Origin of the sequence: Cytobacillus firmus DS1 (assembly GCF_000565285.1) — a bacterium.
Classification (GTDB): Bacteria; Bacillota; Bacilli; order Bacillales; family Cytobacillaceae; genus Cytobacillus; species Cytobacillus firmus_A.
In genome coordinates this window covers 338,301-361,683 of the sequence record NZ_APVL01000002.1, presented here as the reverse complement: position 1 = coordinate 361,683, position 23,383 = coordinate 338,301, and the positions used below count along the sequence as shown (strand labels likewise).

General features: G+C 40.3%; 21 protein-coding genes. 9 read left to right on the top strand and 12 right to left on the bottom strand.

What is annotated here, in order from left to right:
* Window positions 1–43: 43 nt before the first annotated feature.
* The 3 genes from PBF_RS04210 to PBF_RS04200 all read left to right on the top strand — a co-directional run bounded on the left by PBF_RS04210 (window position 44) and on the right by PBF_RS04200 (window position 1,842).
* Window positions 44–1,015, top strand: coding sequence for a hypothetical protein (locus tag PBF_RS04210; RefSeq protein WP_035327487.1), 972 nt, complete (start codon window positions 44–46; stop codon window positions 1,013–1,015).
* 18 nt (window positions 1,016–1,033) lie between these two features.
* The gene (locus tag PBF_RS04205; protein WP_035327484.1) at window positions 1,034–1,432 is read left to right on the top strand and encodes a hypothetical protein; all 399 of its coding nucleotides are present in this window, start codon (window positions 1,034–1,036) and stop codon (window positions 1,430–1,432) included.
* 86 nt (window positions 1,433–1,518) lie between these two features.
* Entirely contained in the window at window positions 1,519–1,842 is a 324-nt protein-coding gene (locus tag PBF_RS04200) for a hypothetical protein (protein ID WP_035327482.1), read from the top strand.
* 476 nt (window positions 1,843–2,318) lie between these two features.
* On the opposite strand, the gene PBF_RS04195 is transcribed toward PBF_RS04200, so the two are convergent.
* The 3 genes from PBF_RS04195 to PBF_RS04185 form a co-directional block, all read right to left on the bottom strand.
* The gene (locus PBF_RS04195; RefSeq protein ID WP_035327479.1) at window positions 2,319–3,038 is read right to left on the bottom strand and encodes a LutC/YkgG family protein; all 720 of its coding nucleotides are present in this window, start codon (window positions 3,036–3,038) and stop codon (window positions 2,319–2,321) included.
* On the bottom strand, window positions 3,035–4,465 hold the full coding sequence (locus PBF_RS04190) for a LutB/LldF family L-lactate oxidation iron-sulfur protein (RefSeq protein WP_035327477.1): 1,431 nt from the start codon (window positions 4,463–4,465) through the stop codon (window positions 3,035–3,037). Before PBF_RS04190 ends, PBF_RS04195 begins: the two co-directional genes overlap by 4 nt.
* Before the next feature lie 139 nt (window positions 4,466–4,604).
* On the bottom strand, window positions 4,605–5,321 hold the full coding sequence (locus tag PBF_RS04185) for a (Fe-S)-binding protein (protein WP_035327474.1): 717 nt from the start codon (window positions 5,319–5,321) through the stop codon (window positions 4,605–4,607).
* A gap of 204 nt (window positions 5,322–5,525) precedes the next feature.
* On the opposite strand from PBF_RS04185, the gene PBF_RS04180 reads away from it, so the two are divergent.
* Window positions 5,526–7,271 carry a B12-binding domain-containing radical SAM protein gene (locus tag PBF_RS04180; protein WP_035327471.1) on the top strand — a complete coding sequence of 582 codons (1,746 nt, stop codon included), beginning with the start codon at window positions 5,526–5,528 and terminating at the stop codon, window positions 7,269–7,271.
* A gap of 30 nt (window positions 7,272–7,301) precedes the next feature.
* Here the strand turns inward: PBF_RS04180 and PBF_RS26390 are convergent, their stop codons facing one another.
* The gene (locus tag PBF_RS26390; protein WP_200870010.1) at window positions 7,302–7,457 is read right to left on the bottom strand and encodes a hypothetical protein; all 156 of its coding nucleotides are present in this window, start codon (window positions 7,455–7,457) and stop codon (window positions 7,302–7,304) included.
* Window positions 7,457–7,618, bottom strand: a complete 162-nt coding sequence (locus PBF_RS26385; protein WP_200870009.1) for a hypothetical protein — start codon at window positions 7,616–7,618, stop codon at window positions 7,457–7,459. The genes PBF_RS26390 and PBF_RS26385 overlap by 1 nt, the downstream gene beginning before the upstream one ends.
* 168 nt (window positions 7,619–7,786) lie before the next feature.
* Between PBF_RS26385 and PBF_RS04175 the strand changes: the two genes are divergently transcribed.
* The gene (locus PBF_RS04175) at window positions 7,787–8,137 is read left to right on the top strand and encodes a DUF3905 domain-containing protein (RefSeq protein WP_035327596.1); all 351 of its coding nucleotides are present in this window, start codon (window positions 7,787–7,789) and stop codon (window positions 8,135–8,137) included.
* A 103-nt stretch (window positions 8,138–8,240) separates the two neighbouring features.
* Here PBF_RS04175 and PBF_RS04170 read toward each other — a convergent pair whose 3' ends face one another.
* Window positions 8,241–9,605, bottom strand: a complete 1,365-nt coding sequence (locus PBF_RS04170; protein WP_035327469.1) for a TrkH family potassium uptake protein — start codon at window positions 9,603–9,605, stop codon at window positions 8,241–8,243.
* A 137-nt stretch (window positions 9,606–9,742) separates the two neighbouring features.
* Here PBF_RS04170 and PBF_RS04165 point away from each other — a divergent pair, with 137 nt between their 5' ends.
* The 4 genes from PBF_RS04165 (at window position 9,743) to PBF_RS04150 (ending at window position 14,013) form a co-directional block, all read left to right on the top strand.
* Window positions 9,743–10,861, top strand: coding sequence for a CdaR family transcriptional regulator (locus tag PBF_RS04165; protein ID WP_035327467.1), 1,119 nt, complete (start codon window positions 9,743–9,745; stop codon window positions 10,859–10,861).
* Between the two features lie 105 nt (window positions 10,862–10,966).
* On the top strand, window positions 10,967–12,379 hold the full coding sequence (gene glcD / locus PBF_RS04160) for a glycolate oxidase subunit GlcD (protein WP_035327465.1): 1,413 nt from the start codon (window positions 10,967–10,969) through the stop codon (window positions 12,377–12,379).
* Complete coding sequence (locus PBF_RS04155; RefSeq protein ID WP_035327463.1) at window positions 12,376–13,701, top strand: (Fe-S)-binding protein; 1,326 nt, start codon at window positions 12,376–12,378, stop codon at window positions 13,699–13,701. The genes glcD and PBF_RS04155 overlap by 4 nt, the downstream gene beginning before the upstream one ends.
* 111 nt (window positions 13,702–13,812) lie before the next feature.
* Window positions 13,813–14,013: an alpha/beta-type small acid-soluble spore protein gene (locus tag PBF_RS04150; RefSeq protein WP_009331086.1), complete on the top strand. Its 201-nt coding sequence runs from the start codon at window positions 13,813–13,815 to the stop codon at window positions 14,011–14,013.
* Window positions 14,014–14,062: 49 nt separating this feature from the next.
* Here PBF_RS04150 and PBF_RS04145 read toward each other — a convergent pair whose 3' ends face one another.
* From PBF_RS04145 to nhaC, 6 genes are all read right to left on the bottom strand, one after another.
* Window positions 14,063–15,208 carry an anti-sigma factor domain-containing protein gene (locus tag PBF_RS04145; protein ID WP_035327461.1) on the bottom strand — a complete coding sequence of 382 codons (1,146 nt, stop codon included), beginning with the start codon at window positions 15,206–15,208 and terminating at the stop codon, window positions 14,063–14,065.
* The gene (gene sigI / locus PBF_RS04140) at window positions 15,205–15,951 is read right to left on the bottom strand and encodes an RNA polymerase sigma factor SigI (protein ID WP_035327459.1); all 747 of its coding nucleotides are present in this window, start codon (window positions 15,949–15,951) and stop codon (window positions 15,205–15,207) included. The genes PBF_RS04145 and sigI overlap by 4 nt, the downstream gene beginning before the upstream one ends.
* A 117-nt stretch (window positions 15,952–16,068) precedes the next feature.
* Window positions 16,069–17,361 carry a DUF5667 domain-containing protein gene (locus PBF_RS04135; protein ID WP_235192193.1) on the bottom strand — a complete coding sequence of 431 codons (1,293 nt, stop codon included), beginning with the start codon at window positions 17,359–17,361 and terminating at the stop codon, window positions 16,069–16,071.
* Window positions 17,362–17,558: 197 nt separating this feature from the next.
* The gene (locus tag PBF_RS04130) at window positions 17,559–18,035 is read right to left on the bottom strand and encodes a hypothetical protein (RefSeq protein ID WP_035327452.1); all 477 of its coding nucleotides are present in this window, start codon (window positions 18,033–18,035) and stop codon (window positions 17,559–17,561) included.
* A 164-nt stretch (window positions 18,036–18,199) separates the two neighbouring features.
* Window positions 18,200–21,484 (bottom strand): efflux RND transporter permease subunit, encoded by a 3,285-nt coding sequence (locus PBF_RS04125; RefSeq protein ID WP_035327450.1) that lies wholly within the window; start codon window positions 21,482–21,484, stop codon window positions 18,200–18,202.
* Between the two features lie 195 nt (window positions 21,485–21,679).
* The gene (gene nhaC / locus PBF_RS04120; protein WP_035327448.1) at window positions 21,680–23,059 is read right to left on the bottom strand and encodes a Na+/H+ antiporter NhaC; all 1,380 of its coding nucleotides are present in this window, start codon (window positions 23,057–23,059) and stop codon (window positions 21,680–21,682) included.
* Window positions 23,060–23,383: the final 324 nt, after the last annotated feature.

Genomic DNA, 23,383 nt, shown 5'->3' with positions numbered 1-23,383 from the left:
CACGAGGCCTGCTGAAAAATATTAACTAAAGGCAGGTTAATTCATGGAAGGATATTTGAACATTCCCTCGAAGTATATTAAGAAGCTTGCTAAAGCTAATAAAGTTCTACATTCAGGCAGGGAAATTAATGATGTTATTTCTGATTTGATAGAACAGGGACATAAGGAGAAACTGGAGTATCTTGAAAATCAATTTCGATTTACAAGTAGTAACTTATCAATATTTAAGCCTGACTCTAATTTCCCAACAAAATCTGCAACAGCAGAAAAGTTTATTGAGACGTTAATTAGTGAAAGGGTTGTTGAGCAGAATAAAATAAACACGGAATGGCAGCCGGCATTAAGTGAACATATTAAACTGTGTTCAGTTGCTGTTGATGGCTCAGATGTTTATTTGAAAATGGTAGAAAGAAAGTCATCAGTTAGAAAAACTGGGTGGAGAAAAGAGCCAGACTACTATGCATATGTGACATCAGCTGTAATTCACTTTTCAGACAAGGTAATTGAATTACGATGCGCATACTCAGATCGAAAAAAATATGCAGGTTTTATCATGAAATTAATGGGATTCCCAGAACCTTATAAGTGGACTTATACTACAATTGTCACAAAAGAAGAAGCAAAACAAATGTGTGATATATTATCCGCAGGATTGTCTTCAACACAGATTGCTATTCCTTCCACTGTAGGAAGTATGAGATTCAACGGCAAAAAGAACATAAATTTAAGAAATGATGATACATTTTCAAAGATAAAAAATGCTATTACTCAAGTGGTTGGTTTACCAACTGACGATACGATGGACGAAACATGTTTTTTTAAATTTGAAGACTCAGTCACGGAAATTGAAATTGATGTTGCTTTTGAAGTAAATTTAAAAAATGGCGGGTTTAAATTCACAAAAGAAGTAACTGAAAAGGTCTATGAGCATGTTTTAGAAGCATATATTTATGTATGTTATATTCTAAAACAACAAAACCAAGTTGCGCAGTCTGCAGCTGGGGAAGGTAACTAAAGATCAGGAGGGGTTTTAATGAAAGTTCCAACTCTATATATAAATGAGATTTTAACTGATTGGGCAAAAATGACCCCTCCAATTATGGATTTTACTGTTGAAAATGTTTTGTATGCTGCTAATCTTGGTGATGAATACTATGATATAGTTTTTAATTATCTAGTAGCTGTTGATGGGTTTATTGTTAGAGCAAAAAAGATTCTTCTATGTGAAAATAATCATAAATGTCAAGAGTTTTTGCTTGATGAGCCTATTGATGAAGAAGAAATTTATGAGTGTGATTGTTCAGAGGAAGAACTTGATCATTCTAACATTTTAATTGTGTTTGACTTTACACAGAGCTTTATTCAGGAGTCAAAAGATTCAAGTGTAAAAAAAAAAGCCAACTATCAGAACCGGCACCTACAACTAGCATAGAACAAAAATATGCTGGTGTGAGAGATGTATTTTCTTTAGTAAAAAGAGGCTTAATAAAACTTGGTCAACGAAAAGAGGTCTATATAATGATAGACAAGAGCATTAATGTTTTGGGGAATGTACAACAAAGTAATTTAAACACTGGAAAAAATGTTAAACAAACAATGATTATTAATCAAGATATTGATACAGCAGAAAAGGCTTTTTCAGAAGTAAATGAAGATATTACTAAAATCCATGATGAAGGCAAGCGTAAATTGGCTGAATACATGGCAGGACAACTAAGAGAAGCCTATAATAATAATGATTCAGAAAAGGCGAAAGAACCTTTTGGGTTTCTAAGAGGGATTCTTGGGGATGTTGGTTCCATTGCCTCCATAGCAAGCCTTTTTGGATTCAGTTTAATATAATTTATCCTATATTAATGGCAGACTTTTGACAGGATAATGGCAGAATATTTGGCTTAAGCCTGCTAATATGATATTAACCACAAAATCCTAAGTCGCCTTCAAATCTCGTTACAGAAACAACGAGAAGATGAAATGTAGGTTGGTTTGGCTTTCTGGTTTATAAAGTGAGCTTGTATAGATTTTACTTTTATCGTTAACAGGACCACATTTAATTTCGGGGCATTGGGGTCGATTTGGGGTCTAAACTCAACATTAAGCCCCAAATTCTAACCAACTTAATCAGTTTCATAGTTCAAAAAAGCCCATTTATCAAGGGTTTATCCAAGTTCTTCAAAGTTGTTCCTTATAGGTAAGACCGCCTCCTAAGCTGTAGGTCGTGAGTTCGAATCTCGCCTGGGACGCTTACAGAAAAAACGCCAACATATGTTGGCGTTTTTTTCCGTACTTACTAATACAGGATGCAAGGTGCTCACGCATTATAAATCATCAATAACAATATACGCAGCCTTTACAGGTCCATGAACTCCCACGACGAGGTTCATCTCAATATCTGCTGAATTGCTTGGTCCGGTTATGAAATTAATGCATGAAGGAGCCAGCCCCCCTCTGCTCACTCTTTCCCTGATGATTCTTGCAGCCTGTGTCATGCGCGGAACAAGAGTGCTCTTCGGAATAAGGATAATGGAAGCAGCAGGCAGAAAACTGACTGACCGCCCATGGTCTCTGCCACTGAACAGGACTGCTGTTCCGGATTCAGCCAGAGTAATTTCACTGATGGTGATGCCGATATTGGCCTTTTCTGCGTAATCAACATTAATTTCTCCAGCAGAATAATCCCATTCATGTACTTCCACATTCTCTTTTGGCCAAATTTCCTCAAAAAGCTGCGTAAGGCCAAACTGTCTATAACGGTCATCCTTCCAGGTCACAACTGGACCGCCTCCGTACTGGGCTGCAATCTCTTTAAGAGTTTCCGGCAAATTGGCGGCTTTTGTTACAAGAAGGTCAGTGTGAATTTTCGTGCACTGTGTTTTTAAAGCTTCCAGAAGCTCATCTGAATTTGCTTCTTTAAAGATGGAATCCTGTGGATTATAGCTCCACTTTGGCCTTTCAACTCCAGAAGTTCTCTTTTCCCTTCCCAGTCTGTCTGCAATTTTATTTAAAAATGCGTCCCGATTCTGAATAGTTCCGTTCACTGCTGTCCGCCTCCTTTTGGCCGGTTTTTGAACCAATCGCGAAATCTTTCTTTATTAGGAGCTGGAAAATCCCTGATTTCTGTCCATGCCTTTAAAGGTCCGGGCCCCTTTGTAATTTTGTCGCCTGCTGTAAATGGATTCATGGCTGCCGGTGCCAGCTTAGATCCCAATTTATAAAGGGAAGGTGAAGCTGCCCCCAGTCCAAAGGCCTTCATCGTCATCTTCTCCGATATTGGAGCCCTTCCTTCTTTTTCGACAATTACCTGCCGGTGTTTGTGAAGCAGCTCATGCAGAGGGATTTTGACTGGACATGCTTCTGTACAGGCCCCGCAAAGGGTTGATGCATAAGGCAATTCTTTATAATCATCATAGCCGCCTAAAAGCGGTGACAGTACCGCTCCGATCGGGCCTGAATAAATCGATCCGTAGGAATGGCCTCCAACATGCCTGTATACGGGACAAACATTCACACAAGCAGCGCAGCGGATACATTGCAGAATGGATTGAAACTCCCCTCCTAATATCGATGAGCGGCCATTGTCTACAATGACAAGGTGGAATTCCTCGGGTCCATCAACATCAAGTTCTTCTTTTGGACCAGTCAAAACAGTTATATAACTCGTTAGCTTTTGTCCAACTGCGCTCCTGGTCAGCATGCTGACTAGCACTTCCATTTCCTCGTAAGTCGGGACCAGCCTTTCCATGCCCATTACCGTAATTTGTGTCTTAGGCAAGGCAGTGACAAGATCTGCATTCCCTTCATTAGTCACTAATGTAATTGAACCTGTTTCAGCCACAGCGAAGTTGCAGCCCGTAATGCCAACATCAGCGGTTAAGTATTCGTGGCGAAGCATTTCTCTCGCATGCCATGCAAGCTCTTCCGGCTTTTCGGTGTTCTGATAGCTTAGTTTTTCTGCAAATACATCCCTAATCTGCTCTTTATTCTTATGAAGGGCAGGCGCCACTATATGTGATGGCGGGTCATGGTCGTCCACCTGAAGAATGTATTCCCCCAAATCTGTTTCAATTACCTGGCACCCCGCCTCTTCCAATGAAGCATTTAAATGAATCTCTTCGGTTACCATCGATTTTGATTTAACCACTTTTCTTGCGTTCTTCTTTTCAATTACCTCCCGTATATAAGCAGAGGCTTCTTCAGCAGTTTCAGCAAAGTAAACGTGCCCTCCCCTTTTAGCTACATTTTCGCTGAGCTGATATAAGTAGAAATCAAGATTTTCAAGTACATGCTGACGGATTTCTTCTGATAGCGAACGCCATTCTTCCCAATTTCCAAGTTCTGCTGCAGCATCAAGTCTTCTGGTCTGAAGCCTTTCCTGTGCACCTGAAACTGCCCCTCTCATAAAGGAATTGTTTATTCCGGAATCTACACGATCCTTAAAGTCGTTTTTTCCTATTTTCATAGCCATTTTTTTATTCCCCCTTAAGAAAAACGCAAGCCCCTCATCCACTCCTGACACACGAGGAGGCAGGCATCTTACACTAGACAATCGTAAACGTTCAAATCTGTCTTGCCTTGCCCTTTAGGAAAGCGTGTCCATTTAATACTCAGCGGCAATTTAATACTTCAGCAATATGCATAACCCTTATTGGCTTTCCCTGCCTGCCGATCCTGCCTCCAATATTCATCAGGCAACCTGCGTCAGCTCCAATGAGAATTTCTGCTTCAGTCTCCTCTATATGCCCAACCTTTTCATCTACCATTTGTTCCGATATTTGAGCCATTTTTACAGAGAATGTTCCGCCAAAACCGCAGCATTGCTCTTTGCCTGGAAGCTCTTGGAATTCAAGGCCCTTCACATTCTTCAATAATCTCATGGGAGCTTCTTTTACTCCAAGGAGTCTGGTCATATGGCAGGATGTATGATAAGTGGCCTTTCCTTTTAACTTTGCCCCGACATCGTCCACGTTTAGAACTTCAACGATAAATTGAGTAAGTTCGTATGTTTTTTCTGCAAGCTTTTTTGCCCTGGGCTCCCAAACAGAGTCTCCTTTAAAAACATGAGGATACTCATGAAACATATAGGCGCAGGATCCTGAAGGGGAAACAACATATTCTGCATGCTCAAATGCCGTGATCATCCTTTTCATGGCTTCCTTCGATTCATTCACATAGCCGCTGTTATAGGCTGGCTGGCCGCAGCAGACCTGTGATTCCGGAAAATCTATTTCACACCCCAGCCGCTCGAGCAGTTCAACAGCTGCTTTTCCCGCATTTCCCTGAAACATATCTACCAGACATGTTGCAAAAAGACTTACCTTCATTCATTCCCTCTCCCAGCTAAATATTTTATTTTCTACTATCTTACTATAGTTATAATGTGAATTGTTGTATTTTTATAAATATTACAATAATTAGTATAGTTCATTTGCCCAAACATATGTTAATGTTTTACTTCCTTTTTTTCAGTCAAAAATATGATACAATTATATGATGTTTAAGTTGCTAAAAAGGGAGTTCAGAAATAAATGAAAGTTATCGCCAGTACGCTTAATGCCAAATATATTCATACAAATATAGCGATCCGCTATCTAAAGGCTTACGCTCAGCCGGATTTCGATGTGGAACTAGCCGAATATACAATTAAAGATCCAGTAATGAATATCGTTACAGATCTGATCCGCAAAAAGCCTGATGTGATCGGATTCAGCTGTTATATATGGAATATCGAGGAAACCATTAAGGTCATTAAGATGATAAAAAAGATTGATCCCTCCATTCATATTGTAGTCGGAGGACCAGAAGTAACTTATGATGTTGCAGATTGGATGAACAATATACAAGAATTTGATTACATTGTGATCGGAGAAGGTGAGGAAACCTTCAAACAGCTGCTGACGGAGCTGAACAGCACCATGAATATGGAAAATGTGCATGGTCTTGCTTTCAGGGAAAACGGCCAGGTTCGCATTAATCCACAGCGGAATAAGCTGGACTTGCGCGATCTGCCTTCACCGTTCCGCTTTGAAGAAGATATTCCCCACCTTTCTAAACGTGTCACTTATATAGAAACCAGCCGGGGATGTCCATTCAGCTGCCAGTTTTGCCTTTCCTCTATTGAAGTAGGTGTGCGGTACTTTGACAGGGAAAAAATCAAGGACGATATCCGATATTTAATGAAGAATGGTGCAAAAACGCTAAAATTTGTGGACCGCACATTCAACATTAGCCGCAGTTATGCCTTGGAAATGTTCCAATTTTTGATTGATGAGCATCTGCCGGGAACTGTCTTTCAATTTGAGATCACTGCAGATATTATGAGACCTGAGGTAATTGAATTTCTGAATAAGGAAGCACCACGAGGATTGTTCCGATTCGAAATTGGCGTACAGTCGACAAATGACTATACAAATGAATTGGTCATGAGGAAGCAGAATTTTGACAAGCTTTGCCGAACAGTCACAATGGTAAAGGATGGAGGAAAAATCGATCAGCATCTCGACTTAATTGCCGGACTGCCTGAGGAAGATTATGATTCATTCAAAAAAACATTTAACGATGTATTTGCCATGCGGCCCGAAGAGCTCCAGCTCGGCTTCTTAAAAATGCTGAGAGGCACGGGGCTTCGCTTAAGAGCAGAAGATCATCAATATATTTATATGGACCATTCACCATATGAAATATTAGGAAATAATGTTTTGTCCTTTGATGATATCATTCGCATTAAACAGGTTGAAGATGTATTAGAGAAATACTGGAATGACCATAGAATGGATGCGACTGTTGAATATTTAGTTACAAAAGTTTTTCCGACTCCTTTCGATTTCTTCCAGGAATTCGGCAGTTATTGGGAGCAAAAAGGATGGTCCAGAATAGGGCATCAGCTTGAGGATCTTTTCAAACGCCTTTTTGAATTTCTGCAATCAAAAGAAATTGCTGATTTGGATATAGCAGAAGGACTAATGAAGTTCGATTATATTTCAAAACAAAAATATAAGCCCAGAAAACCATGGTGGCAGCCAAGCTTTGAAAAATCCGAAAGATCAAAGCTTTACCAGTCTCTGCTCGAAAACCCAAACCAGCTGGGAGAAAGCTTCTTAAACCTTCAGCTGAATGAAAAAGAAATATACAAACATACCTTAAGTGAAAGATTATCCTTTGATATCGAAAGGTATATTAACGAGGGATTAATTGAAAAGCAAGACTCTGTTCTTCTTGCCTATTTCGATTCAAGTTCTGAAACAGTCTCTATCTTTTCGGGTCCTTTACAATAACGAAGAAACCGGCAGAAAACTGCCGGTTTTTTAGCATTTATCCCGATCTTTCTTTTTATCTTTATCACGGTTCATAAAGGGCAGCTCATAAAATTTTCCGGCATTTATATCACCAAACTCCATGCCGAATTCTACATTGGCAGAGGCGTTTTGCCGGCCTTGTTTTCGTGATTTATTTTGATCCACTAGGCTCTTCCCTCTCTACCATGCTTGGAGTTGCGGTTAGCCATTTTCATGGGATCCTCTCCCTGGCTAAATTCTGCTGAAAACTCCGATTCCTGAAGGTTCCTCTTAGGCGTCTTGCTGTACTTTTCAACGGCATTATACTCAGCTTTTCGTTTAGCCATCCAAATCTCCTCCTGAAATATATTCCATAGTGCTAAATCCATTTTTCAGGTTTAACACAGCTTTATTTTTAGTAAAAAACACGGTTTCATTCCTAACTGAGTCTTCCTTATTTTACAATCATAAATTTTACTGCAGTGCAAAAAATAGAGTAAAAAGGAATGAGCGCTGTGACTAATAATAAGAATAAAGATAAGAAAAGCATTGGCATTGACGAGACACTTCCACATCAAATTGAAGCTCCGAGCTTTAAGGACACAGGCATGAAGCTTCAGCCGCCTTTCAAGAATTCTTTTGGCGTAACCATTGGGGATAGTCATTATTCTTCAAAGAGTTCACCGCTGGAAAACTGGAGTGATGAAACAGATCCCGCAGTTATGGCTGGAGACGAATGGATTCATCCTACAAATGATATAGGCTGGAATACAACGGAAAACAAAGAACTCCTTGAAAGCAAAAAGCCGCCCCAAGCCTACCCTTTCATGCATCCGACTAAGGATGTCAGCCGCGGAACAGATTGAAAATAGGAATCGCCTTTGGCTTCAAAAGATCGGAGCGTACTCATCTAACTGCAGGAAATTCTAAAAAAAAGCAGGCCGGAAAAAAATATTCCGGGCTGCTTTTTTAGCCAATGATAACTCGCTCTTTTGGATAATGGTAATTTGGCTGTTTTTCTTTTCCGCCTATAATAAATAAGAAAGAGGTTAATCCAATTCTTCCAATAAACATTAAGGCCATTATGATACATTTCCCAATCATTGATAAATCAGGTGTGATTCCTAACGAAAGGCCCGTAGTTCCAAAAGCTGAACAGACCTCGAAAATAATTTCAATAAGCTCCATCTGCTTTTCTGTAATGCTTAGAATGACTACAGAGAAAAAACACATTCCAATAGCAAGCAGTGTGATGGCAAGAGACTTTAGAATATCATCTTCATGAATTTCTCTTTTAAATATTTTTATATCCCTGTTTCCTTTTGCAAAGTGATAGATAAAAAGGATATTTACAGCAAAGGTAGTCGTCCTGATGCCCCCGCCGACAGAACTGGGTGACGCCCCGATGAACATTAAAATGCTCATTATGACGAGTGTAGGCATTGTAAACTCGTTAACATCCATAGTTGAAAGACCGCCGCTCCGGGTGGTAGCGGATTGGAAGAATGCATAAAAGAAGCTCTCATGCCAGTTCATGCCTTTGAAATATTGATTAAATTCCATGATGAGCAGAATAACCGTTCCAAACACAAGAAGAGCTGCATACGTAACAGTCGTCAATTTTGAAAATAAGGAGAATCGAAAAGATGGCTCCTGCTCCCATTTATTCCGAAATAAAAATTGCTTTAATTCGATAAGGACAGGAAAACCTATAGCTCCTAACGTAATCAGAATAATATTGATCAGCTGCACGAAATAATCGCCGGCATAAGGTTTAAGAGAGGCTCCCGTTATATCCATGCCACCGTTAGTTGTTGCACTGACAGATGCGAACAGCGCGTGCAGGAATGCATCATCCCATGCCGGATAATATTTAAGAAAATGAAAACCCAATATGAGGGCACCCAGCGTTTCAATCACCAATATTATTTTAATGATTTCTTTGACTAAATTGACTAGTCCTGACAAGGCATATTGATTATGATCGACCATTATGAGGCGGCGCCCTCTTAATCCAATCCTGCGGCCCAGCAGGAGCCAAAAGAAGGTGCCCAGCGCCATGATCCCTATTCCGCCAAACTGAAGGATGAACATGATGACAAAATAACCAAAAACACTGTATGTCTCTGATATATCCACCACTGTCAGACCGGTAACACTGACTGCACTTACAGCAGTGAAAACCGTATCAATAAATGCAACCTCCACTCCCGGCTTATGTACAGCCGGTATTCTTAATAAAAGTACCGATACAGATACTGCCAATAAATAATATCCGGATATTACTTGGGCAGGTGTTAGTTTATCAAGCCAGCTTCTTACGTCCTTCCACATATCATACCTGTCCCCTTCAAAATTTTTCTAACCCTTATCATAATGAATATACCCGGTTTTTAAAAGGGATATTAGAAAATTCGCAGGAAGTTTTTTATTTATATATAATAAAATCAAAAACCAAAGGGAGATTTGATATGCTGCTGCCTGATCTGGCTGAAAAAATCATAGCTGAAGTGCGTCAGTTTCTACAGGAAGATATCATAGTTGCCAATACCTGCGGAGTAATCATTGCAAGCACAGACGCCGGCAGAATAGGCAATTTTCATGAAGGAGCATTGCTTACTATAAAACATAAAGAAAAGCTGATTATTACCAGGAAAGATCAATCACGCCTTCAGGGTGTAAAAGCGGGCATTAACCTGCCTATCTTTTTTAAAGGGGAGACAGTTGGTGTTATTGGCATTACCGGAAATCCAGATGAAATTTCCCCATTCGCAGAAATCATCCGCAAACTGACAGAGTTGTTTATCAGCGAAAGTTACTTTGCAGAGCAGCTCGATTGGCAGGCCCGTGCAATGGAAGGCTTTATGTTTGACTGGCTGCAGACTAAAGAGTGGGATCCAGCATTCAAAGAACGTGCTCACCTGCTGAAAATAAATCTTTCAGTGGATAGACAGGCAACTATCGCAGAATTCAGGCAACATAGCCAATTGCTTCATCGTGATCTTTGGAACAGAATTTTATCCTGGAAAGAAGCAGGTTCCAATGATATTCTGATTCGCTGGGGCAATGATCGAATTGTCCTTTTAGCCGGGGTTTCTTCAGCAGAAAAAGATCGCAGCATAAGGGAAAAGATCACACGATTCCATCGTTTTCTGGAAAACCTGCTCGCTGCCAAAGTAAGTATCGGCACCGGAAAACCATTGCCTCCCTTCAGTTTGTCCGAATCATTTATGCAGGCAGAACGAGCTTTGAAAATCGCAAAAGACCGGGGCACCATCATATTTGATCAGGATTTGACCATTGAAATGATATTTGATGACCTTTCTCCGGAAACTAAGAAGGACTTTATAGAAAGAACCATCGGAACTTTTATGTTTGAAGAGGATCTTATGGTTACTCTTAAGGAACTATTCAGGCAAAATCACTCTTTGAAAAATACTGCTGAGGCCCTGCATATACATATAAACACCCTTCATTACAGGCTAAAGAAAATATCAGAGCTTTCAGGACTGTATCCTTCAAATTTGAATGATTTAATGAAATTATTCATAGCTGTAAAGCTTTTGGAGGAAGGCACAAAAAATAATTAAAACACATCTTAATATTTGTATATTTATCTATAGCAGGGTGCTCCCTGCTTTTTTTATACTTAAAGAATAGATATTGCCAGCCTGCTAGTAAAGGAGAGGATTTATTTGGTTGACGTTCAAATAAAAGAAAAATTTGTCGCGATTGTTGGCGCAGAAAATTATGATGACTCAAAAGCCGGGTGCCTCGTTTATTCTTATGATGCAACTCCTAATTTCCAATCCATGCCCGATGCGGTGATCAGTCCGCGAAACGCTCAGGAAATTTCCCAAATCCTCAAAATTTGCAGCAGCAGAGGAATTCCAATCGTACCAAGAGGATCAGGCACCAATTTATGTGCAGGCACCTGTCCTACAGAAGGCGGAATTGTTCTCCTGTTTAAGCATATGAATAAAATTATTGAAATCGATGAAGAAAACCTGACAGCTACAGTACAGCCGGGTGTTATCACGCTTGATATGATTAATCAGGTTGAAGCAAGAGGGCTATTTTATCCCCCTGATCCCAGTTCAATGAAGATAAGCACAATCGGCGGAAACATCAATGAAAATTCTGGCGGATTGCGCGGATTAAAATATGGTGTTACAAGGGACTATGTGATGGGGCTGGAAGCTGTACTTGCGAACGGAGACATTATCAGAACGGGAGGCAAGCTTGCTAAGGATGTGGCTGGATATGATTTTACCAGGCTGCTGGTTGGATCTGAAGGAACTTTAGGAATTATTACGGAAGCCACATTAAAGTTAATCCCGCTTCCAGAAGCAAAACAGACAATGCTTGCTCTCTTTCAGGATCTGGAACAAGCTGCGAAATCCGTCTCAAAGATCATCGCTGAAAAAATCATTCCGGCCACGCTTGAATTTTTAGATCAGCCAACACTAAAAGCAGTAGAAGATTTCGCACAAATCGGTTTGCCGACTGATGTTAAAGCTGTACTTCTTATCGAACAGGATGGGCCGGTTGACGTTGTGGAAAAGGATATGCAAAAAATGGCTGAAATCTGTCAAAAGCAAGGAGCTGTATCGGTACAGCTTGCAAAATCTGAACAAGAAGCCGAAGCCCTAAGGACAGCAAGACGTGCCGCCTTATCGGCTCTTGCACGCTTAAAGCCGACAACCATTCTTGAAGATGCTACAGTGCCAAGATCTGAAATTGCCAATATGGTAAATGCCATAAATGAAATTTCCCAAAAATACGGGCTCTCCATCTGTACCTTTGGCCATGCCGGTGATGGAAACCTTCATCCGACATGCCCTGCAGATGCCCGGGATAAAAATGAAATGGAACGGGTTGAAAAAGCTTTTGAAGAGATTTTTATCAAGGCGATAGAGCTCGGAGGAACTATAACAGGAGAACATGGAGTAGGAGTCATGAAAGCTCCTTATCTGGAGCTGAAACTCGGCCAGGCAGGAATTGATGCCATGAAGGCTGTAAAGACTGGCTTAGACCCCAATAATATTCTTAATCCCGGCAAAATTTTTGCCAAGGACAATAGAAAACGTGTGGTGGTTACACAATGACAACATTAAAAGAACAGAGTGTCATTCAGGAAGAATTTGAGAAGCGAATGGATGAAGACGAGCTCCTGAATTGCATGCGCTGTGGCTTTTGTCTCCCTTCATGCCCAACTTATGTCGAGTCAGGCTTTAAAGAAGCGCACTCTCCAAGGGGACGGATTGCATTAATGAAAGCTGTTGCTGACGGATTGATTGAACCGGATGAAGATGTTGAGAGATCTCTTGATCTTTGCCTGGGCTGCCGGGCATGCGAACCTGTATGTCCTTCTGGGGTAAAATATGGACACTTGCTGGAAGAAGCGAGGGATATTATTAACCAGAATAAGAAACACTCACTTCCGGTCAGAGCGGTTCGCAATTTGGTCTTTAACGGGCTTTTCCCCCATCAGAACAGAATGAGGGCAGCTGCAGGGCTATTGGGCTTTTATCAGCGTTCAGGCCTGCAATCGGCCGCCAGAAAAACAGGGATGCTGAATTGGCTTCCAAAAAATTTCAGTGCAATGGAAAAGGTACTTCCTCAAGTACCAAAATTAAAAGAAATGAAAAATAGACCATCCTATTTCCCAGCAGAAAAGCCAGTAAAGAAAGCCGCTTTTTTTACCGGGTGTTTAATGGACACGATGTTCCTTGAAACCAATAATGCAACAATAAAGCTTCTCCAGCTTGCCGGATGTGAAATTCATATACCTCAAAATCAGGCTTGCTGTGGTGCTCTTCACGGTCATAGCGGTGAAAAGCAGACAGCTAAAGATCTGGCAAAGCGGAACATAGAAGCTTTTGAAAAACTGAGCGCAGACTATATCATCACAAATGCAGGAGGATGCGGTGCATTCCTTATTGACTATGACCACCTGCTTAAAGATGACCGGGAATGGCATGAAAGAGCTGTAAAGTTTTCGGAAAAACTCAAAGATATCAGCCAAATTCTATTTGAACTTGAATTTCATAAAAAAGTTCACCTTGAGCTTCCGGGCCAGGTCGTAACCTATCAGGATTCCTGCCATTTGCGCAATGTCATGAAAACCTCCATAGCACCTCGTACCCTTCTGAATTCAATCAGGGGCATTGAATTCAGGGAAATGAAAGATGCGGACAGATGCTGCGGTTCTGCCGGTATTTATAATATTGTTGAATCTGAAATGTCTATGCAAATACTTGATCATAAAATGATTCAGGCCAAGTCAGCAAATGCTGCAGTGATCGTGACCTCTAATCCAGGCTGCCTTCTGCAGATGAAGCTGGGGATCGAACGGGAAGGTTTGCAGCATAAAATTAAAGCAATTCACATCGCAGACATCCTCTTAGAGGCTGCCTGTGCAAAATAACCATGCTGCTTATGCCGAAATATTACCACTTATGAAAACTTCTTTTTAATTCATACTACAAATACAGAGGCATGGTAACTCTGTAAGACCAATAAAAAGGAGTTGAATACAATGGCAAGAAGCAGCAATAAGCTTTTAGTTCCTGGTATTGAACAATACATGGACCAGGTTAAATATGAAATTGCCCAGGAATTTGGTGTTCAATTAGGCTCTGATACTGTATCCCGGGCTAACGGATCTGTAGGCGGAGAAATTACTAAGCGGCTTGTCCAGCAAGCCCAGGCCCAAATGTCCGGCCAGAACAATCAATAATAACTTAATATAAATGGAAAAAGTCCGGAGCATGCTCCGGACTTTGCTTTTATCGATTTCCTTTATCATTATGCTTCCCTTGATTGTTTCCTCTGCCTTTATTGGGAATGTCACTATTTTTCTGATTTTTCTCATGACCATTCCCGCCACTGTTTTTCCCATTATCTTTTTCTTTGGGATTTCTCTCAGGGTTATTTCTTTTTTCATTAGCTTTATTATTTTTTTTTTCGCTTGGATGATTTTGATGTTTTTGGGCTTTTATGTTATTTCCTTGATCTTTCTTTTCTTTATTATCGTGCCTTTTTCCAGGATTATTTCCTTTGTTATTACCGATGTTATTTTGCTGGTTCTCAGATTTCCTTATTTGCCCTGGAACAGCAGGTTTTTCTTTATTATCTTCTGCTTTCTCCTGCTTTTTTAATTGGCTTTGCGTATTATCTGCCGGCTTTTGCGGAGGATGGATTTCTTTATCTGTCTGTTTAACCGGATTTACAGGTTCAGGTTTTTCTTTTTTGTCAGTGTCAGCTTTTAATTTATTTTCTTTATATAATCCAGGTGAAAGCCCTTTTTCAATAGCAGCTTCTCTTTCCTCTTCACTTGCTTCGAGTAAAGTTACTTCAAGCAGCTCTTTCTGTGCAGCTTGTTTTATATCTGCTAACTCTTTCTGAATGCGCTCATCCGCTTCTTTATTCTGTTCTGTATAAACGGCAGCAATGACTACCTCTTTATTTTCCTTAAAATAGCCCTGCTTTTTTATCTGAAGGAGAATTTTGTCAGCCACTTCATGAATACTGTTCTTTTTCCAGTTTTTGATGTTCTGGATAATAAGTTTTCCTTCTTCATTATAAGGAATGAGTTCTACTACCTGATATTCCTGATTGACTCCTAATTCAATACTCGGATTAACATCTATTGACATATAAGCGTACACTTCGTCATTTTGAAGGAACGGCAGAAAAGACACGATTGCGAGCATCATCGCGAATGCTGCTGCCATTAATCCTTTTCCTCTGGACAAACTAAAAATAGATAGTGGACGCGGCAACTTTCCGTTTTTCAGTTCTATTGGGAAGAATGCAATTTCCTGGCCTATTGCATATGCCCGATCTTGTTTTCGGGCACGCAGAAATTCTCCTTCCGGGGTTAATAGTGTTAAAAAACGTTCGTTTATCTCCATGATTATACCTGTTTTCACGTTTCCAACACCCCTTTGATATAATCCTTTAAAAAGACATAATCGCCAGTTAATATGAGTGATATGGCAATTATATATTTTCTATTTCTCTCTATTGTTTTTCTGCTTAAAGATACATAATCCTCCAGCTGCTTTATCGGCAGCTTTTTCTTGTCAAAAAGAATACTTTTGAGTTCTTCATTTTCAACCAGAATTTTGGCTATAGTCATCGCATTTTTTCGTGCATCCGCATGTTTTGGGGATTGTTCGATCAAATCACTGAAGGTAAGTCCGAATTCCTGAAGGATTAGCGTAAACTGGATAATTTCTTCTTTCCTCAGCTCTTCATCCGTTTTTTTCCTGTAGTCTTCAATGGACAATTCGTCTTCTATTGCCGAGCCGGCAGTATCATCATCTTCCAGTTTAGAGACTCCATTAAAACTGAGATTCTGAAATTTGGATTGCTTGCGGATATAATCAATAACCCGCCTTTTTATCAGCACTTCAGAAAAACTGATCAATGAACTTCCCTTATCAGGACTGTACTTTTGAATTGCTTCATTAAAGGCTATGAGGCCAATGCTAAATTCATCATCAGATTCATGAATATATCTCTTGCATACTGATGATACTGTTTTAGCAATAAACGGCTTATATGACTCTATTAGCTCATTATTTAATGCTGTATCTCCCTGCTGTATTAACTCTACCGTTTTTTCGAGCGATCTTTTCCGCTTCTTAGCCATAAACAATAAGCTTAGCAATAGCCCCACCTCTTTTCAAAACACATTATACCATACGGTGTCCAGATTAATTTTTTTAGGGTGGTTTTATCGGCTATGGAAAAGAAAGCCTTGCAGTGCTTTCTTTTCCAGCTAAAATTAGTTGCCTTTATTCTCTTTCCCTTGACCTCTTGCTTGTTCAGCTCTCTTTTGTCCCTTGCTTGCCTGGCTCTTTGCCTCAGCCTGTTTTTCCTGAACTTTCTTTTCCTGCTGTTCTTTTGCTGCTTTCCCAGCTGCCTCACGGGCTTCTTTTTCAGCTTGTTTAGCTGCTTCGCGTGCTTCCTTTTCTGCTTTTCTTGCTTCTTGACGTGCAGCCTTTGCTTCGGCTCTCTTTTTGGCTTCTAATACTTTTGCTTCTTCATGAGCCTTTTTCTTTTCAGCCTTGGCTGCATCTTTTGATTCTTTAGACACCTTCACTGGAACTGCAGGTGTCACAGCTTCTTCTTCAGAAGCTGATTCATCAATCTCTTTCGCTGAGTCGTCTGCTGACTCCATGTCTGAAGAAGATTCTTCAGATTTAACTGATGCAGGCTCTCCTGCAGCTTGCCCATCCTGATCATTTCCAGCATATTCTTTTTCCAGGCCGATCAATTGGTCAGACCATTTTTCAGTGAACTTATCAATGTTCTTTTGCATCGCTAAAATAGCAGGATGGTTTTCGTCAAACCGTTCTGAAAACTTTGTCAGATTTGCCTTCAGGGCAATGATATTTTGTGCTAGTATTTCTTTCACTTCTTCTTCGGTTTCCTTGTCCCCTGAGTTATTATCTGAAGAACTTTCGCCGGCGGCATCATCATCAGCCTGAACATCCTCTTCAGATGACTCATCCTCAGCAGGTTTGTCTTCACTGATTAGATCACTGGTGTTCTCATCATCTGATTTAGATTGTTCAGAGTCTTCATTAGCATCATCAACGATGGTTTCTGCATCTTCCATCTGTTCCAATGCCTTTTCTATTGCTGTTAATGCTTCTGCTTCCTTGCCTTCAGCAAAAAGCGCTTCCGCTTCAGCCATACGCTCTGCAGCGTATTCGGCAAGCAGTTTTGCCTCTTTAACATCATCAAAAGTTAGAGCAAGCTTTACTTTTTCCAAAGCAAGCTTTGCAAAGTAGAAAAAGCTTCCAGGCAATAAAGATGGTGTTTCTGATTCGATTCCATCAAGCTTTTCTTTAGCATCGTCAATGGATTCTGCTGCAGCTTTATCTGTTTCAGCTATCGCTTCGGCTGATTGATCATTTATTAGTTCAACTGTTTCAAAATCTGCTTCTTCGCTTATTTCACTTGCAAAGGCTCCTGTTCCTGAAAATGTGAATGCTCCTGCAATCACTAATGCCAGTGTACTCTTTGCCATTTTATTCATTTCTTTGCTGGATAAAAATTTCAATGATTTCACCTCATGATTTAATCACAAGCGGCCGCTTTGTTCATTACAACTGTACGGTATCATGAAAGTGATTTTTGGGGGTTATAAAAAAGAATTTATTTAAAAAAGAAAAAAAAGCTTTAACAAACACTAATTTGAGTAGTGTGCGAAAGCTTTTTTCATTAATGATTAAAATGATTAACGTTTCTATATAAGAATGTGACGCCTTAACCTTGCACCTGGTGCTTTCTCCATTTCAAAATGAGCCATCTGATCAAAAGACCGGTTAATACACCCGGAATAACAAAGATCATAGGAAGAAAGACCGGCCCCAAAAATATTCCAAACAATTTAAGTTTTGTTGAGTACATAAGTCCTACTGTGACAAAATAGGCACTGAATACAAATGGAAGGAATGATAATTCTTCATTTTCCGGCATAGCACTGCGGTATGCATCCCACATTGCAAACATGTAAAGACAAGGGTAAAACATGAGCCACTGATAATTAAGGACATGAACAGCTTTATCAATTTCGCCCATAAAACTGAACATGATAGCCGAATTAAAATGGCTGTATACATTAATGATAAATTCAAGGACGACAAACAATGTCCCCTTCCACAGCTGCCCCGCCAATAATTGGCTAAAACCTGGCAATGCAATACTCCAAAAAACCGCTTCTAGTTTACTGAGTTTTTTCATTTCATTACCACCAGCTATAAGTCGATACTTTTATTGTGCTCTGAATATTGGTCAATTATCAATAAATTTTCCAGATATTTTCCTGAAACACCGTTAGAAAGATTCATTTTTTTAGTCTTTAACGTAAAAAAAGACTCCTTTATTAGAAGGAGCCTTCATAAGATCTAGAAATTATCATCACGTTTCTGTTTTTTCTCTGCATCGTCATCACTTTTAACAATTTTTAACAATTCTTCCAGCATGGCTGCCATATCATCTCTGCTGTAAGGTTTAGCATCAGAGGATTGAAGCTGACCTTTGTCTTCGTCATTATTGTGATTCCGGTTTTTGTCCACTCTTTCTTCAAGCAGGTAAGCTGGCACTAAGTGGCCATCCGGTGTTGCATACATTTTATTTAATCGCCGTGTATCCTTGTCAAAAAAGCTATATACAACTGGTATGACAAATAATGTCAGGAATGTACTGCTGATCAGTCCGCCAATCAGAGTAATTCCCATAGGCTGATTAATTTCTGTTCCTTCTCCAATGCCAAGTGCTAAAGGCACTAATCCAAGTATAGTAGTTAAGGCAGTCATGAATATTGGCCTTGCACGGTCCTTAACTGAAATGATTATGGCATCGTAGCTCTTAAGACCCTGCTCTTTCTTTTGGTTAATATAATCGACAATGACTATTGCATTATTAACTACAATGCCTGCAAGTACAATGATCCCGATTATGGCTGTTAAACTAATAGGTGTCTGGGTTGCAGTAAGAGCAATTGCTACGCCTATCACCATGAGAGGCACAGTAAACATGATAACTAGCGGATACTTTAGCGACTCAAATTGAGCTGCCATGACAAGATAAATAAACACGATTGCCAGTACAAATGCCAGAATCAGGTCATCAATGGATGACTCCAGCAATTCTCTGTCACCGCTAAAAACGATTTCTGTTTCATCCGGCAATTTCAGATCGGCAATTTCTTTATCCACTTCTTTTGACATGGCACCCATGTTTGTAGAAGACTTGTACTTTAAAGTAAATTGGACAGCATCCTGCTGATTAATCCGCTGAATATTTACCGGTCCTTCTCCGCGCTCTATATTGACTACATCACTCAGAGCGGCGTAATTGCCATCTGGCTTTTTAATTAGCAATTTCTTCAAATTCTCTATATCCTGTGTGACTTCCCGATCGTACTCAACAAAAACGCCATATATATTGGATTCTTCATCTATCATTTGTGTTGCACGATTGCCCCGGGTTACATCATTTACTGTCATGGCTACCTGGGCGGGAGCCAGGCCCTGCTCAAGAGCCTTTTCACGGTCCACAGTAATTTGAATTTCCTCAACGGTATCCATGAGGTCAGTCGATAATTCGGTTACATCATCAAGGTCTTTCAATGCATTATAGATTTTATCTACATTTTCCGTTAAGCGGTTTGGATCTGTATCCCTCACACTGAAGGTCAGTGTATTCGGTGATGTACCTGCTGTTGATTGAGTATTAAATGAGAGTTCTGCAGTTTCATTAACCTTTGATGCAGCACTTTCCAAATCCTTTTTTACCTCATCGACAAATTCAAACGTTGACCTTTCCCGCTGATCCAGCTCTTTCATTTTGATATACAATTCAGCGATATTGGCATTTTTAGAGCCCCGGAAGGACCCTTCCTGTGTAGTTCCAATGAGACTGACAAATGTATCTACATCTTCTTCATCTTTCAATTCTTCCTCTATAGCTGATACAGCCTTTTCTGTTTCTGAAAGTGCAGTGCCGTTCTCAAGCTCCATACGCACCGTAAAAAAGCCCTCATCTGCATTTGGCAGAAATTGCGTGCCTACTGTGGTCAATCCAAAGCTGCCCGCTGCTAATAACAGCATGGTAATAGCTATTACCGCTGCACGATTCCGCAAAGACCATTTTATTGATTTTTCAAGTGAGCGCATTAAGCCTGTTTCCTGCCTTTTTGTCTCCATGTTTGATTTTGGCGCCTTCAGCAGCCTGCTCGCAAGCATCGGCACAACTGTCAGTGCAACAGCCAGAGATGCAAATAAACTAAAGGAAATGGTCAGGGCAAACTCCTTAAACAATTCTCCGATGATTCCAGTTATAAATACTACTGGGAGGAATACTGCAACTGTCGTCAGTGTGGAAGCAGTAATTGCACTTCCTACTTCTTTTGCCCCTTCACTTGCCGCCGTTTTAGGATCTTTCCCCATCGATAAGTGGCGGTAAATATTTTCAATAACCACGATGGAATTATCCACCAGCATGCCTATTCCAAGCGCCAATCCTCCAAGAGTCATAATATTTAAAGTGAAATCGGAAAAATACATTAAAACAAACGTGAAAATAACTGAATATGGAATAGAGATGCCAATGATGAGCGGACTTTTAACATTTTTCAAAAAGAAAAACAGCACGATCATCGCAAAAATACCGCCGAGTATCAGTGAATTGGAGATATTTCCTATTGCAAGACTTATGTAATCCCCCTGGTCGAAAAGAATTTCTGATTCAATATTTTCAAACTGTTCCTTTTCAAGAAGATTATCCAATTGCTGTATAAATTGGTCTGAAACTTCAGCGGTATTAGCATCCGACTGCTGCAGGACACTCAGTAAGACAGAGGGAGCCTGGTTTGTGCGCGTAATAGTGCGATCATCCTGGCTGGCAAGCTGAACATCTGAGATGTCGTCAAGACTTACTTTATTGCCTGTTGCGGGGTCAACTGTTATCGTAAGTTTTTTCAGTGTATCCAGAGAATCAATGGAGCTGATGATTCTGGTTGTCAGCTCTTTTCCCTCAGTCAAAACAGGATCACCCGGCATTGAAATATTATTGGATTCAATTACATCCACAACATCCGCCTGGCTAAGTCTGAAATCTTTCAGCTTGGCCTGGTCAAGTTCCACTCTTACTTCCTTAATGGCTGTTCCGGAGAGATTTACGCTTGCTACTCCTTCAACTTTAGTCAGTTCGAGGTTTAGTTCTTCAGCAAGCCTTCTTAGTGCTTCAGGCTCCTCATCTGCACTAAGAGATAATTGAATAATAGGAAACTGAGCGGGATCAAACTTCATAAATCGCGGTTTTTCCGCTTCATCAGGAAGTTGTGTCTGGTCCAGTCTTTGAATGACCTCACTTTGTATTTCATCAATATCTGTAGTCCAGGAAAATTGCATTAATATAAAGTTTGCGCTTTCCTGCGAGGTTGAAGTCAAGGTCTTTATCCCCGGCAATGTTGCCAGATTTTCCTCCAGCGGCTTTGTTACTTTTTCCACCACTTCATCGGGACTTGCTCCAGGATACGAAGTGACTACTACTCCTACAGGAGGATTAAGATCTGGTATGAGTTTTAATGGAATATTTAAGAGGGAGACAACCCCTAAAATAAGAACTAAGAACATTGTAACCAATGTAAAAATTGGCCTTTTGATTGAAAAATCGCTTATTCGCACACATTCTGCTCCTTTCAATGACTGTATGAGATAATCTGTGATCAATGCAAGTTGTAGAATTTAACATATTTTAACTATATTAAAGCAGCAATTGTGTTGCAAGCAATCAGTGTGCTGTATAATTAATCAAAATAACTTTATAAATTATAGGATCTCCTTACCAACAGAAAAAGCAGCCTAAGCAGCTGCTTTTCTCTATAATTTTTCGATTTTCAAACCTGTAAATCCATAGATTAAGGTGATTACAGGACTGAGCAGACAGAATAATGCAAAGGGCATATAAGTTGTTGTTTCTACACCTAAAACACCTGTTAGAAATACTCCGCAGACACTCCACGGAACTAATGGGTTTACTACCGTGCCTGCATCTTCAAGAATTCTGGAAAGATTCTTCGGATGCAGCCCGGCTTTTTCAAAAGGCTCCCTGAAAGCATTTCCTGTTAAGAGAATAGACAGGTACTGCTCGCCAAGCAGGAAATTAATCCCGATTGCTGTTCCTGCTGCTGCCGCCACAAGAGCTGACACCCGATTCAAAAACCCTTTGACTCCTTCCAGAAGTGCTGGAAGGATGCCAAGCTTAAAGAATAAACCGCCCATAGAAAGCGCGAGCAATACCAAAGAAATAGAAAACATCATGCTTTCCATGCCGCCTCTTGATAAAAGGGCGTCAACTTCCTCTGAACCGCTATTTGAAGAATATCCCGAAAACAGCAAGGTCATAACTTTTTCCAAGCCGAGGCTGCTTTGGACGATAACGGCTAAGATTAATGCAGACACGATGCCAGCAGATAGCGTAATAATTGCTGATACTCTTTTAATGGCCATTATAGTCAAAATGGCAAATGGGATGAGGGAGTACCAATGCACCAGTCCCTCATCCAGCAAAGTTTTTTTCAGCTGGGCAATCTTTGAGAAATCAGAAGCTGCCTCCGATGGTGACAGGAAAGCAAAGATTGCGAGTGAAATGATAAATGAAGGAATTGTTGTCCAGGCCATCGTCTTGATATGCTCAAACAAATCCACTTTTACTGTCGATGATGCCAGGTTGGTTGTATCGGATAGGGGTGACATCTTATCTCCAAAAAATGCGCCGGATATAACTGCACCTGCCGTAATTGCATCCGAGAGGCCCAAAGCAGAGCTGACTCCCATAAAGGCAATTCCCAGTGTAGCAGCTGTTGTAAGTGAGCTTCCTATGCTCATGCCGATGACAGATGCTACCACAAAGACAATGGCATAAAAGAATTTTCCATTAACAGCTTCCAATGCCATGTAAATAAATGTAGGGATCGTTCCGCTCGCCATCCAGCTGCTTATCAGCATTCCGATTAAAAAGAAGATGAAAATAGCCCCTAATCCGGACTGGGCACCTTCAATAAGCCCCTTTTCCAGCTGTGTTATGGATACTTTTCTTATTAAACCGTAAGCTATTAACCCCATTATCGCGAAAACAACCGGAATATGGGGAACTGCCCCGGCAAAAATAATCGAGTAGCTGATTCCGCCTAAAATGATGAAAGTGACAATGAGTGCCTCCAGGGGCTTTAAATTTAATGCTGACTGATCATGATGCATAATGTATTCCTCCTAAATTTGCCTGTAATTTTATACAAACAAAAAGAGCCCTCTCGCCTATAGGGACGAAGGAGCTCCGCGGTACCACCCTAATTGATAAGCTGATGCTGCTTACCCACTTAAAAAGTATTGTCCATATTGGATGCAGTTGTATTTCGACCATTGCTGCCTGGATTTTCATCAGCCATCCAGTTTCTTTTTGCTGCCGGCAATTACTCTACTTATGCTGCGGACAAGATCTTTAATTGAGATTACACTTTCTGCTTTTTAACTTAAACGCTTTTTAGCGTTAAAGTGTATGTGTTAATACTATATTATTTATTG